Raw genomic sequence first — 12,802 nt, forward strand, 5'->3', positions numbered from 1 at the left:
TTATTCGCAGGTAAGCAGAACCAGTACACATCCCTTTTCCGACGTTAAATCCAGCGTCTCTTGCAGCATGCGGCTTTCACCGCTGAACAGATCCCGATAGCGTTTTCCTGCCAGCGCCTCGGGTATCGCCACCGTGGTATTGCCCCACAGCGTGCGGTTATCGGTGACGCCAAAAACCAGTCGCGGCACGGCAACAATCAGCACCTCGCCGTCTTTCACCCGCGCATAGACAATCAGATGCTCCTCCCGATCGCCGGACACTTTAAGCGGCAGCCAGTCGCCATAGCGAAACAGCCCGGGATAGTGTGGACGCAGACGCAGGAGCGTAGCGGTGACAAACTGCTTCACCCTTCCGTCCTGCCAGCACGCCGGGTTTTCAAACATACCGGCATTCGCCACGCTGAGGTTTTGCACCAGCGTCGGAAAGTCCGGCTCGCGGCGGTTATCCGGATCGACAAGGCTAACGTTAAGCGCCTCGCTGCCCTGATAGATATCCGGCACGCCGGGCGCCGTCAGCTTAATCACCGTCTGGCTGAGGCTGTTCATCAGTCCGGCGCGGATAAAGGGCCGCATGGACTCGCTGAAATCATGCAGAAACAGCGTGTTGTCAGGTGAAAGCAGGTGCCGGGCATAGCGCAGCACCACGCTCTCATAGCTCTCGTTGCTGTCGATCCAGTCTGTGCGCTGTTTCGCCTCGCGCAGCGCTTTTTCGAGGAAAGCGATAAAACGCGCCTCCAGCGAGGCAAGCCCGTCGGCGTCGTCCGGCGACAGCGTGGCCGGCCAGACGCCTGCCAGCGCCTGATAGATCATCCAGGTGTCGGCGGCGTTTGGCGCGGTACCGTCATTGAGAAACCGCACCTGGGTCTGGTTCATCTGGCGCCAGCGGGCCAGATTTTCGCCCCACTGTTCCGGGGCCTCCGTCAGGGTGTAAAGCCGGGCCCGGGCATCTTCCCCGCGCTTGGTATCGTGCGTGGAGGTGCCCAGCAGCGCATCGGGCTGACGGGCCAGACGAATGCGCATCTCCTGATGAAAGCGGGATAGCGAGAACGCGCGCGGCGTCGGGTCGGCGCCCACTTCATTAAGCGCCAGCTCCAGGTTATGACGAAAGAACAGCGTGTCTTCAACGGACTTCGCCATCAGCGGCCCAGTCAACTGCTGAAAGCGGGTTCTGAAAAGCGCGGCGGACTCGCGGCACTCTTCCGGCAAATCGCCGGTAAGAATGCGGACTATCAGGCTCAGGGCGGCTTCGGATGTCTCTACGCTGGCGACCACGCGGTTAAGCAGCGCGACATCTGGCGGGGTTAACCCCTCCCGGGTGCCGTAGGTGCGGTACACCGGAAAGGCGATAAGCAGCTCGCGTAACGCGTGGCGAATATCATCGCGCTGAAGCGCAACGTCATTGCGGCGGGCCAGATCGTCTGCAAGATTAAGCAGCGTGGTGAACTCGCCCTCAAAATTACGATCGGTCATCAGGCCTTTCGCATCGCGCAGTTCCGCGTGGCGATCGACCGTTACCCCCAGCGTCTCGTCGTGAATTTTTTCCAGACGCGACAGGTTATCGTCGTCGACCAGCACTTCCGCCAGCGAAGCGATAAATTCGTACCCGGTAGTACCGGAGACGGGCCACTCGGCGGGAAGCTGTTCTCCTTTAGCGAGAATTTTCTCGACCGTGATATAACAGTCCGGTCCGGTTGCCTGCCGCAGGCGCTGCAGATAGCCCAGCGGATCGGCCAGACCGTCGATATGGTCGATCCGCAGACCGTCCACCACACCCGCGTGAACCAGTTCAAGGATGAGGCGATGCGTATCGTCGAATACCGCGTCATCTTCAACCCGCACGCCCACCAGACCGGTAATCTCAAAGAAACGTCGCCACGAAAGCTGTTTCGGCGCTTCCCGCCAGGACATCAATCGCCAGCTTTGTGCTTCGTGCAGTTCCGCAAGGCTCTTATCCTCGCTGAACGTGCCCGGGTTGAGCGGATATGCGGTGTCATAATAGATCAGAGCGGCTTTGTTTGTGACAGGGTCACGTTTTAAGGTAATGGCTCCCTTCTCCAGCTCCGCCTCAAAGGTGTCCCCGAGAAACGGCAGCGTCAGCGGGCGAGACCCGTCGATATCGAAATAGCGGAAATAGCGGCTCTGCTGTCCGTACTCAATCACGTCCCGCCACCAGGTGTTTTCCAGAGAAGTCGACATATGGTTAGGGACAATATCCAGTATCAGCCCCATGCCGGCCTGCTTAAGCGCCGCGGACATGCGGTCGAAACCTTCGCGTCCGCCGATCGCAGGGTCTATTTCATTCGGGTTGGTGACGTCATAGCCGTGCGTGGAATCCGTTGTGGCAGTAAACATCGGGGAGGCATAAAGGTGGCTGATGCCGAGGTCTTTCAGATAGGGTACCAGCGCGACAACGCGATCGAAGGTCATGCCATTACGGAACTGTATACGGTACGTGGCGGAAGGGTTCATAACGATGCTTCTCCATCAGCAAATCGAACGACAATACTGTTCGGCGGCAAAATGTCGGTTACCTCCGGCCAGGCGAAACGTGTCTCCCCCGAAAGAGCGGGCGGTTTGACAGATTTATTGCCGATATTGAGCGCCAGCGAAAGCGTTCCGGACGGGAAGCGCCAGCTTACGGCCACCATACCGGGTGCCGTCCCGATCACCTTGCCCTCGACGCGACTTCCCTCATGCAGAAGCGGAACGATATAACGATGACGCAGCGTAAGCAGATGGCGCGTGAAGCGGAGCCACGTTTTGCCGTCGTCGGTGGCAATTTTATTCCAGTCAAGCTTTGAGCGGACAAAGGTGTTCACGTCATTCGGGTCCGGGACAGCGTCATCGTGCCCGGCATGGCCAGTAAACTCTTTTGCGCGCCCTTCCCGCACCGCGTCGGCCAGATCGCCGTGAAAATCGGTGAAGAACAGGAACGGATGTGATTCACCAAACTCCTCGCCCATAAACAGCAGCGGGATATGGGGGGAAAGCAGTAGTGCAGCAAGCAGCACACGGGTTTTATTGGCACCTGCGAGGGTGATAAGCCGCTCACCCTGGGCGCGATTCCCGGTCTGATCGTGGTTCTGAATAAAATCAACGAAGAACTGCGGTGGCTGCGTGTGACACTCCACCCCGCGGGACTGGCCTGTTTGCAGCGAAACCTCGCCCTGGTAGACAAACCCTTCTGCCAGCGCCCGGGCGAATTTTTTCTCTGGTTCAAACGCAAAATCCTGGTAGTACGCGTGCGTCTCACCGGTGGCAAACACGTGAGCCGCGTTGTGGAAATCATCATTCCACTCAGCGGTAAACAGCGGCGTATTGCCGTGCTCATCATGCGGATGCAGGAAAATGACGTTGCGGCTGTCTTCCGTGGTCAGGTGAACATGACGGTTCGGGATCGCCTCACGGATCTTCTCTGCAATTTCCTGGAGAATATGCGTCTTCGAGCTGTCTTTAATCTGGTCGATGGCATCAAAACGCAGGCCGTCCAGGCGGTACTCGGTCAGCCAGTAGAGCGGTGCATCGGTAATGTAATGTCTTACCGGCTCGCGCTCGTAGGCGATTCCGTTGCCCCAGGGCGTCATCCGCTCTGCATCGAAAAAGGCAGGCGACAGCAACGGGAGATAGTTGCCTTCCGGGCCGAAGTGGTTGAGTACGATATCCAGCACCACGGAAAGCCCAAGACCGTGCGCGGCATCGATTAACGCGTGGAAATCCGCTGGCGTACCGTATGCGGCGTGCGGAGCATAAAGCAACACACCGTCGTACCCCCAGCCGCGGGATCCGCCAAACTGAGACACGGGCATAACTTCAAGCTGGGTAATACCCAGTTCTGCCAGGTAAGGGAGTTTTTCAATGGCGGCCCGGAAGGTCCCCTCCGGGGTAAACGTGCCGATGTGCAGTTCATAGATAACCGTCTCTTCCCACGGCCGCCCTGACCAGTCCCGGTTAACCGGCTGATAACGTCGGGGATCGATAACGATGGAGGGGCCGTTAACGTCTCTCGCCTGTGCGCGAGACGCGGGATCGGGCACCGTCATGCCGTCCTGCAGGACAAACTGATACTCTGTGCCGTGCGTAACGCCCGGAACGTCTGCCTGAAACCAACCGTTACCCACTGCCGTCATCGGCACGTCGGTGACGGCCAGACGTAGCGTCAGCGCTTTCTGTCCTTCTGCCCAGACGCGAAAACGTACAACGTCATCGGAAATAAACTCAGCACCCCACTGCTTTTGAAATGTCCTGAATTCCATTCATTGTCCTCGAATGACCCACATTTTACGCGGAACGAAGTACAAGCTTAGTTCAGGATTAAAAGTATGTTGGCTCAGCGGATTTAACCGCTTCGTCTATTCTTTATGAACTCACTCACTACCGGGAATACTATGCAGATTCGAAAAGGATTAAATACCGACCTCGTACGCCTCGAATGTTGTGACTTCTCTTTCACCGTTAACCACATTGCACGAGAGCCTTTTCTCCATTGTGATTTGCATATTGAAGCTATCGCCGAGCCCTGGATAAAAACCTACGAGCTCGATATCCAGACACTTGAAAATCATTGTGTTAACCCGGACGCCATATTTCTTGTTGCAGAAACGAACGAGGGTGAAATAGCCGGCTTTATTACTGCATCAATTGGCTGGAATAAGTTTATCTCGGTGGATTACATAGCCGTAGATCGTACGAAACGCAGAACCGGTGCAGCACAAAAATTGATGGCCGCCGCGCACGTGTGGGCGCGAAGCGTAAACGCGCCGGGACTGCGGCTTGAAACCCAAAATGTAAACGTCTCGGCCTGTCTGTTTTACCGAAACTACGGTTTCACCCTGGGCGGATACGACCGTTATCTGTACAACGCCCTGCCGGAAAAAGACGAAGTTGCCCTGTTCTGGTATTACATGCTGGTGTAGAGGAAACTCGCTGCTCTACGGCCGCTATGAGTAAGATGAGCACTTTCAAAGGAGACGCGTATGCTTACCATGAAAAAACTTGCTCTTTCCACGCTGATGTCCAGTTCACTGCTTTTCTACCCTGTGCTGCAGGCTTCGGCAGAAACGCCCCAGCACGTCGTTAAACAACCGGCGGGCGGTTACCGCGTGCAGGTCGGCGATGTCATTGTCACGTCTTTTACCGACGGAACCGTCGCGCAGGATCTGCATAAGCTGCTGCGCCGGACAACGCCGCAAAAGATTGATGCGCTGCTCGCGAAAAATTTCCAGACCAACCCGGCCGAGGTCTCCATTAACGCGTTCCTTATTGCGATCCCCGGACATAAAATTCTGGTGGATACCGGCTCGGGCCAGCTCTTTGGTCCTGATGCGGGTGGACGCCTGGTTGAAAGCCTCGCCACGCAAGGGGTTAAACCCGAGGACATTACTGAAGTCCTGCTGACCCACGCCCACTCCGATCACGCGGGCGGTCTGGTCAAAGACGGCAAGGTGGTATTCAGCAACGCACGCGTTTTCGTTGGCAAACCCGACGTCGACTTTTTCTTTAACGACGATAATCAAAAGAAAACCGGCTACGGCAAGAACTACTTTGACGTCGCGCAGAAGACCTTAAAGCCCTATCTTGACGCCGGTAAAGTGGTGCCTTTTAGCGGCACGGCTGAGATTCTTCCGGGGCTGACCGGCACGGTTCATCCCGGCCATACGCCGGGTTCAGCCTTCTACACGCTGACAAGCAAAGGCGAGAAGATCACCTTTGTCGGCGACATCATTCATGCCGGGGCGGTCCAGTTCCCGCAGCCTGGTGTGACCATCACCTACGATGAAGATCAGAACAAAGCGGCAAGCGTGCGCGAACAGGCGTTTGCGGACTTTGTGAAAAACAGAGACCTGATTGCCGCGCCCCATCTGCCGTTCCCGGGTATCGGCTATGTCACCAAAGGTGAAAACGGTGGCTATGCCTGGGTTCCCGTTACCTATACCAACCGGGACGCCAGCAGCGTGAAATAAGCGGATGACGCCGTCAGGTGTGCTCGAGGGTCACCAGAAATTTTTTAAGCACTTCTGAGCGAATAATTCGGTGGCACACCAGCGTCAGTTCGCTTTCCCTGAGACGGTCGAGAATGTCCACGTAAACGACATTCTCGACACTCACTGCCTTTGCTGACGCAGGCAGCAACGCCAGACCAAATCCCGCGGAGACCAGGCTTATCACCGTGGGAACATCCGTCGCATTCTGCACTACGTCCGGCTGGAAACCCGCCCCGCTACAGACGTCATAAAAGTACTGCTCCAGCCCCATGCCCTCCGGATCGCGCAGCGAGATCCATTTTTCATCCTTCACTGACGCGAGCGTCAGAGCGGAAGAGTCGGCCAGAGGATGCTGGCGATACAGCGCCAGCACCGTTTTTTCTGAGGTGAACGGCCGGCTTTGCAGATCGTCAGGCAGCGATGGCAGCGGTGCCCGAATAATCGCCACATCCAGCTGGTTACTTTGCACGGCGGCATAGAGCGTCTGCACATTGCCCGTCATCAAAGACATGGTTATCGCTGGCCAGCGGCTGTGCATCTGGCGCAGTGCAGCGGGCAGCTTACCGTCGAACATCGCACTCGACACGCATCCCAGGTTTAACACCCCCTGCTCGCCTCTCGCCGTTTGCCTGGCGTCCAGCACCGCCTGCTCAGTCAGGGAGATGGCGAGCCTGGCCTTCACCAGAAACGCGTCGCCCGCGGGCGTCAGGGTTAAGCGACGGTTCGCCCGGCTAAAGAGCGTGACGCCTAAACGTTCTTCAAGCGCCTTTATCTGCTGGCTCAGCGCCGGTTGCGCCATGTTTAAACGCTCGGCGGCACGGTGCATGTGGAGTTCTTCGGCAACGACAATGAAATGGCGCATCTGACGAAACTGCACGGGAGACTTCCTTTTTTGATAATAAATTTATTATTAATTTAACAGTAATGATGCAATTGATGCTATGGGTCATTGTCGTAAAAATGGAGGTATTCAACCGAGGGAGGAAAATATGGAAAACTCAGTCAACGATCTCAGAAGTGCCATCGCCTTACTGCAGCGCCACGAAGGCCAGTATATTGAAACCGATCATCCCGTCGATCCTAACGCAGAGCTGGCAGGTGTGTATCGTCATATTGGCGCGGGCGGTACGGTAAAACGCCCGACCCGCACGGGGCCGGCCATGATGTTCAACAGCGTGAAGGGCTATCCGGGCTCGCGCATTCTGGTGGGCATGCACGCCAGCCGTGAACGCGCGGCACTTTTGTTAGGCTGTGCGCCTTCTGAACTGGCAAAACATGTCGGTCAGGCGGTGAAAAAACCGGTCGCACCCGTTGTCGTCCCGGCCTCGCAGGCCCCTTGTCAGGAGCAGGTCTTCTACGCTGACGATCCGGACTTCGATCTGCGCAAACTGCTGCCAGCACCAACCAATACGCCGATTGATGCAGGCCCGTTCTTCTGCCTGGGACTGGTGCTGGCAAGCGATCCGGAGGACAGCTCGCTGACGGATGTCACCATCCACCGCCTTTGCGTGCAGGAGCGCGATGAGCTATCCATGTTCCTGGCCGCCGGTCGCCATATTGAAGTCTTTCGCAAAAAAGCGGAAGCGGCCGGAAAACCGCTGCCGGTGACGATCAACATGGGGCTCGATCCCGCTATCTATATCGGCGCGTGTTTTGAGGCCCCCACCACACCGTTTGGTTACAATGAGCTGGGCGTCGCCGGGGCGTTGCGCCAGCAGCCGGTCGAGCTGGTACAGGGCGTGGCGGTAAAAGAGAAAGCCATCGCGCGGGCGGAAATTATCATTGAAGGCGAACTGCTTCCCGGCGTGCGCGTAAGAGAAGATCAGCATACCAACACCGGCCACGCGATGCCGGAATTCCCGGGCTACTGCGGTGAGGCGAATCCGTCTCTGCCAGTGATCAAAGTGAAAGCGGTGACCATGCGCCACCAGGCAATCCTGCAAACGCTGGTGGGCCCCGGAGAAGAACATACCACCCTGGCCGGTTTGCCGACGGAGGCCAGCATCCGCAATGCGGTGGAAGAGGCGATTCCGGGCTTCCTGCAAAACGTCTATGCACATACCGCGGGTGGCGGTAAATTCCTGGGTATTTTGCAGGTGAAAAAACGCCAGCCGTCAGATGAAGGACGCCAGGGCCAGGCAGCACTTATCGCTTTAGCCACCTATTCGGAGCTGAAAAACATTATCCTTGTCGATGAAGACGTGGATATTTTCGACAGCGACGACATCCTGTGGGCGATGACCACCCGCATGCAGGGTGATGTCAGCATCACCAATATTCCGGGGATCCGCGGCCACCAGCTGGATCCGTCTCAGTCGCCGGATTACAGCACCTCAATTCGCGGAAACGGCATCTCCTGCAAGACCATCTTTGATTGCACGGTGCCGTGGGCGCTGAAGGATCGCTTCGAGCGCGCGCCGTTTATGGAGGTGGATCCGACACCGTGGGCACCAGCATTATTTGCTGACAATACGAAATAAAAAAACTACGCGTATGGCAAACGGGTCATACGCTGATTTTCTTCTCAAGCGTAGCAATATTTTCACCAGCCTTTCGTTCCACAGAGAAACGATCGACGCTCAGCAAAATGAGCATCAGCCCCCTGCCGCTCTCCAGTAGCGGCGACATTTCGCTGAAACGGTCTCGCCTGGCGGCCTCAAGCCGCTCCAGCGGGAACGCATCACCCGCGTCGGTAAAAATAACGCACGCATCATCGCCACGGACGTCGAACTGTACGCTAAAGACGCGCGAGTTATCCTCATGAAGCGCGTAGCGGATGATATTCGTCGCCGCTTCACAGACGGCGAGATCGAAGGCGAAACGCCACTCATCGTCTACGGGAAGTGCGCTCAACCTGTCTTCCATCCAGCCGGACAGCGGCGTCAGGGAATCGAACGCCGCCGGAAATTCAGCCTGCTCCGGCGTCTGCATCTACTGCCCCAGCTGCGCAAGCGCGCTGTTTTTATCCGGATAGATGCGGAATATGCGATCCATTCGGGTCAGGGTGAACATATTCATGATCCCGGGGTTCAGGGAGCACAGCGCCATTTCGCCTTTCCCGTTCATCAGCTTAAACAACGACACCAGCATCCCCAAACCGCTGCTGTCGATAAAGTCCACTTTGCTAAAATCGACAATTAAGGCTTTACGATCGCTGCCAATTTCTTCCGTAACAGTGGCCTTAAACGTCGCGGCAATGGATGCATCCAACCGCCGGACCGCTGGCGTAAGAATGTTGGCATTCGGTAATCGTTCAGTGTTAATAATCATTCTGTTCTCCCTGACGCTCAATCGCTAACAGTGAAACATCATCGGTTAAGGCGGTCGGTTCATGTCTATTTGCATTGCGCCAGCCGGTCAGGTGTTGGCCGAACCGCGGCAGGAGCTCGTCAACCGGCAGATGGGCATGCTCATGAAGCCACCGTTCCAGACGTTGCGGGCCAAACTGCTCGCCCTCGCTGTTCTCACACTCCGTGATGCCGTCACTGAATAAGCATAAGCGATCCCCTGGATTGAGGGTAAAAGCGACGTCCTCCCAGCTCAGGTCGGGCATCAGTCCGACAGGCGGTCCACCCTCGCCAACGTAAGTGACGGCACTCTCTGCGTTCACAATCACGGGAGTAGGATGCCCCGCCTGACACAACAGTCCCTGACCACTTTCAGGATCGATCACGCCGTAGATGATGGTGAAATAGCTGGTGATGTCGTTTTCTTCACTGCAAAAGCGGCTGTTCAGTATTCTGACAACCTCGGCAGGCGACTGAATTCCGCCCTCTGCGGTAAACAAAAAACGGTCCACCACCCGGCCGTGCAGGAACTGACGCGCCACGGCCAGGGACATCATCGCGGCTCCCACGCCGTGACCGGACACGTCAACGCAATAGAACCCCAGATGAGAGTCCAGAGGAAAAATATTGAAGACATCGCCCGATACCCAGGCAGACGGTAAGAAAAGCCAGTCGGAAAAGTAGTTCCCGAAGCGTAAGCGGTGTGAAGGCAGAACCGAGTGCTGAACGCGCGCCGCCAGCTCAAGATCCTGTTCAATCTGGCGTAACGCTTCACTCAGGCGCTTGTTGTGCGCCGCGAGGGTCGCTTCCAGCGTCAAAATACGTACCCCGGCATGGAGCCGCGCCCGGAGTTCAGCCTGTTCAACTGGCTTACTCAAAAAATCATCCGCCCCGGCATCAAATCCCTGCGTCACGTCCCCTGCATTCTCGCGTGCGGTCAACAGGATGATATATACATAGTGGCCAAACTGACGGCTGCGGATCGTCTGACAGAGCGTAAGCCCGTCCATTTCCGGCATCTCCCAGTCGCTTATCACCATGCTGATCGGCTGGCTGGACAATATTTCCAGCGCGGCGACGCCATTTTCCGCCTCGCTCACGATATACCCCCACTGGGTGAGCATTCGGGAGAGTAACCGACGATAAATCAGCGAATCTTCAACAATTAACACGTGCAGCGCTGACATGTATCCCTCCTATAGCGGTAAGAACCAAATGAGGCTCACGGTCCCTTCCCTGAATTTTGCGTTACCGTTCCCATGCCCCGGATAGCGCGTCCCGGCATAGTTAGCGTACTGGACGGAAAACGATCCCGGCGTATAGCCTGCATAGCCGAAGCTGTAGCTGTAATCGCCGTTCCAGGGCTGCTGCTGGCTGCTGTCCGGGAACCAGAACGCCGTTGCGCGAACGAAGAAATGTTGTTTGAAGGTATAGCCGCAGCCGCCGAGCATGACGTTTTTATTTTTGCGGATGTCATCGCTGCTGAGGTCGTAGTAGCGCGGAACCCAGCTGTACCCGACCTGGCAAATGATAGAGTCGCCTCTATTAATCAGGAGCGTGTTTTCAACCGGTTTCGGTAGCGAAAACTTATAGGCCAGCGTAAAGGCGCCCTGTTCGAAATAGGTGTGTCTCCGGCTACCCGACGTCCAGAAGTGGTTATCGCCGTAGTTGCCGTATACCAGGCTGAACGTATTGGCATGCCAGTCGTCATAGCCGAAGCTGTAGCGAAAATCGGCGGTATAGCGGGTGGTATCTCTGACCGGCAACCGGGAGGTAATGTTGGCAAACCAGAAGCTGTAGGGGGAATACTGCAGGCTAAGGTTCAACGTCTGGTTAATTTTTTTCGCCTGGGCGGCGCTGTCCGAGCTGTTGGGCACGCTCACCATCTGCTCTTTCAGCCCAGAACTAAAGCTCAGGGCACCTGAAAATTTCTTGTCATTTCCTGAGAACAGGCGCCCCCACCGGCTGGTGAATACGCCTGCCTGAACGGGCTCGCCGTTCTTATCGCGCAACGTCTCTTTCTCATTGCTTTGCGCCGCACCCGCCGCGGGTATTGCGGCGAGTAAGACGCCCGCCAGGAGCCATTTTCCGCGCATAACCGCCATCCTTAGTTAGGTATCCAGCGTGCTGCGACGTTGTATTTTGCCATGAGCCACAAAATGCCCAGTGCCGCAGCATGCACTAACGTATTTTCTATCCAGGCATGACGCCACAAATCGAAGGTGATGAACTGACTCACCAGCAGCACCACGTACACATGCAAAATGAAGGTATAAAGCGAGTGCTGGCCTAACGGAATAAGAAACCATCCCAGCAGGCGGCTGAGCGGCGTCCAGCAATACGTCAGCACCAGGTAGACGGTAACCATCAGGGCGATATCGTTTATCACCCGCACCGGGCCCAGCCCGTTCTTCGCCGCCCAGGTGTGATAAAAAGTATTGAAGCTGTCAGGCGGTATGACGTGCATGAGCAGCGCGGGCGGCATAAACGGGTTGGTATGGTTCTGTGCGACGAAACCAAGAATGAGCGCCACCATCACCAGCGCAACCACCACCACTTTTCCCGGCGGCGTACGGGCGAAAGAGAGCAGTTCGGCTTTATACCAGCCGCTGGCCATGCCCAGCACAAAGATGAACTGCCAGGCCAGCAGCGGAAAGGCAAATTCGAACTCCGACGGCGTCAGCCGAAGCGGCCACCGCTGCCACAGGCCGTACACCAGCAGCGACAGCCCTAACAGCCACCAGACTTTTCCTTTCTGCAGCATCCCTAAAAAAAGGGGGCTAAAGAGCAGCAAAAAGATATACAGCCCCAGAATCTGCGTCTGATGGGGGCCAATTTGCAAATAGAGGATAATGTTGAACCAGGTCTCTTTTATTTGCGGCGTAACAGGATAAAGCGACCAGCTTTCACCCGAAAAGCGGTCGGTAAAATGAGTGACCTCGAAAAGATTAATATGTGGGATATAGGCCAGCAGAATAAAAGACACTATGATAATGATATTTACGCGATATATTTTCCATGCCCTGAGATAAAGTCCCCAGGAAACCGTGAGCAAAACCACTTTTTGCAGACGCGCGCGATTCAGCATCCCCAGCATAAACCCCGAGAGAATGACAAAGCCTTCTGCACCGGTTGTTAGCCCAAAACGCTCCCAGGAGAATATATTAAATACCGACATCACCTCCGTATGCGCCACGACCATCATGACAAGGGCAATGCCGCGCATAAAGTCAATTCTCAGGTCCCGGGCACCTGCAACGGCATAACGCCATGCTGTTGATTTAGCGCTATCTTCTTGCGCGATCGACGGCGCAACATGGCTCATAGGGTGTCCTTTGCATGAAAACGAAAATTAAGGTCTAAATAAAGTAGATAGCCTAAAGGAATAGTAACTGCAATTTATCGGCGACAGATGAAACATATTAAGCGGAATTTAAGCTGGATTAACCCCTGCTACATATTAATAAAAACGCGGCTGGACACTTTTATTCGGCGTTCTACACTTATCTTAAATCTTGTTTAATCGCTATTTTC

Annotated in this window: 11 protein-coding genes; 3 read left to right on the plus strand and 8 right to left on the minus strand. The window is 55.8% G+C overall.

Annotated elements, in window-relative coordinates; translation table 11 throughout:
• Both treY and treZ read right to left on the minus strand, forming a co-directional pair.
• Positions 1 to 2,469, minus strand: coding sequence for a malto-oligosyltrehalose synthase (gene treY, locus ABFI50_RS20210; RefSeq protein ID WP_347484916.1), 2,469 nt, complete (start codon positions 2,467 to 2,469; stop codon positions 1 to 3).
• Positions 2,466 to 4,253 (minus strand): malto-oligosyltrehalose trehalohydrolase, encoded by a 1,788-nt coding sequence (treZ, locus tag ABFI50_RS20215; RefSeq protein ID WP_347484918.1) that lies wholly within the window; start codon positions 4,251 to 4,253, stop codon positions 2,466 to 2,468. Before treZ ends, treY begins: the two co-directional genes overlap by 4 nt.
• A gap of 132 nt (positions 4,254 to 4,385) precedes the next feature.
• Here treZ and ABFI50_RS20220 point away from each other — a divergent pair, with 132 nt between their 5' ends.
• Both ABFI50_RS20220 and ABFI50_RS20225 read left to right on the plus strand, forming a co-directional pair.
• Positions 4,386 to 4,913: a GNAT family N-acetyltransferase gene (locus ABFI50_RS20220; RefSeq protein ID WP_023337318.1), complete on the plus strand. Its 528-nt coding sequence runs from the start codon at positions 4,386 to 4,388 to the stop codon at positions 4,911 to 4,913.
• 60 nt (positions 4,914 to 4,973) lie between these two features.
• Entirely contained in the window at positions 4,974 to 5,960 is a 987-nt protein-coding gene (locus ABFI50_RS20225; protein WP_023330446.1) for an MBL fold metallo-hydrolase, read from the plus strand.
• A 13-nt stretch (positions 5,961 to 5,973) separates the two neighbouring features.
• On the opposite strand, the gene ABFI50_RS20230 is transcribed toward ABFI50_RS20225, so the two are convergent.
• The gene (locus ABFI50_RS20230) at positions 5,974 to 6,858 is read right to left on the minus strand and encodes a LysR substrate-binding domain-containing protein (protein WP_023330447.1); all 885 of its coding nucleotides are present in this window, start codon (positions 6,856 to 6,858) and stop codon (positions 5,974 to 5,976) included.
• A 112-nt stretch (positions 6,859 to 6,970) separates the two neighbouring features.
• On the opposite strand from ABFI50_RS20230, the gene ABFI50_RS20235 reads away from it, so the two are divergent.
• Positions 6,971 to 8,461 (plus strand): UbiD family decarboxylase, encoded by a 1,491-nt coding sequence (locus tag ABFI50_RS20235; RefSeq protein WP_347484920.1) that lies wholly within the window; start codon positions 6,971 to 6,973, stop codon positions 8,459 to 8,461.
• A 25-nt stretch (positions 8,462 to 8,486) separates the two neighbouring features.
• Here the strand turns inward: ABFI50_RS20235 and ABFI50_RS20240 are convergent, their stop codons facing one another.
• Genes ABFI50_RS20240 through opgC form a run of 5 tightly spaced genes read right to left on the minus strand, consistent with a single transcriptional unit; the run spans position 8,487 to position 12,593 of the window.
• Entirely contained in the window at positions 8,487 to 8,912 is a 426-nt protein-coding gene (locus tag ABFI50_RS20240; protein ID WP_087529347.1) for an ATP-binding protein, read from the minus strand.
• Positions 8,913 to 9,251, minus strand: coding sequence for an STAS domain-containing protein (locus tag ABFI50_RS20245; protein WP_032643090.1), 339 nt, complete (start codon positions 9,249 to 9,251; stop codon positions 8,913 to 8,915).
• A complete protein-coding gene (locus tag ABFI50_RS20250; RefSeq protein ID WP_087529349.1) occupies positions 9,241 to 10,455 on the minus strand; it encodes a SpoIIE family protein phosphatase in 1,215 nt (404 codons plus the stop codon). Before ABFI50_RS20250 ends, ABFI50_RS20245 begins: the two co-directional genes overlap by 11 nt.
• Positions 10,456 to 10,464: 9 nt before the next feature.
• Complete coding sequence (locus ABFI50_RS20255) at positions 10,465 to 11,364, minus strand: hypothetical protein (protein WP_201405270.1); 900 nt, start codon at positions 11,362 to 11,364, stop codon at positions 10,465 to 10,467.
• A gap of 11 nt (positions 11,365 to 11,375) precedes the next feature.
• Positions 11,376 to 12,593 (minus strand): OpgC domain-containing protein, encoded by a 1,218-nt coding sequence (gene opgC / locus ABFI50_RS20260; protein ID WP_248216541.1) that lies wholly within the window; start codon positions 12,591 to 12,593, stop codon positions 11,376 to 11,378.
• Between the last annotated feature and the right edge of the window lie 209 nt (positions 12,594 to 12,802).

The organism is Enterobacter sp. HNDS-6 (genome assembly GCF_039850505.1).
In the GTDB taxonomy this organism is placed as follows: domain Bacteria; phylum Pseudomonadota; class Gammaproteobacteria; order Enterobacterales; family Enterobacteriaceae; genus Enterobacter; species Enterobacter kobei.

What these genes read in the sequence shown, in the direction of transcription:
- treY (WP_347484916.1), bottom strand. Translation starts at nt 2,469, where the DNA reads ATGAACCCTTCCGCCACGTACCGTATACAGTTCCGTAATGGCATGACC.
- treZ (WP_347484918.1), bottom strand. Translation starts at nt 4,253, where the DNA reads ATGGAATTCAGGACATTTCAAAAGCAGTGGGGTGCTGAGTTTATTTCC.
- ABFI50_RS20220 (WP_023337318.1), top strand. Translation starts at nt 4,386, where the DNA reads ATGCAGATTCGAAAAGGATTAAATACCGACCTCGTACGCCTCGAATGT.
- ABFI50_RS20225 (WP_023330446.1), top strand. Translation starts at nt 4,974, where the DNA reads ATGCTTACCATGAAAAAACTTGCTCTTTCCACGCTGATGTCCAGTTCA.
- ABFI50_RS20235 (WP_347484920.1), top strand. Translation starts at nt 6,971, where the DNA reads ATGGAAAACTCAGTCAACGATCTCAGAAGTGCCATCGCCTTACTGCAG.
- ABFI50_RS20240 (WP_087529347.1), bottom strand. Translation starts at nt 8,912, where the DNA reads ATGCAGACGCCGGAGCAGGCTGAATTTCCGGCGGCGTTCGATTCCCTG.
- ABFI50_RS20245 (WP_032643090.1), bottom strand. Translation starts at nt 9,251, where the DNA reads ATGATTATTAACACTGAACGATTACCGAATGCCAACATTCTTACGCCA.
- ABFI50_RS20250 (WP_087529349.1), bottom strand. Translation starts at nt 10,455, where the DNA reads ATGTCAGCGCTGCACGTGTTAATTGTTGAAGATTCGCTGATTTATCGT.
- ABFI50_RS20255 (WP_201405270.1), bottom strand. Translation starts at nt 11,364, where the DNA reads ATGCGCGGAAAATGGCTCCTGGCGGGCGTCTTACTCGCCGCAATACCC.
- opgC (WP_248216541.1), bottom strand. Translation starts at nt 12,593, where the DNA reads ATGAGCCATGTTGCGCCGTCGATCGCGCAAGAAGATAGCGCTAAATCA.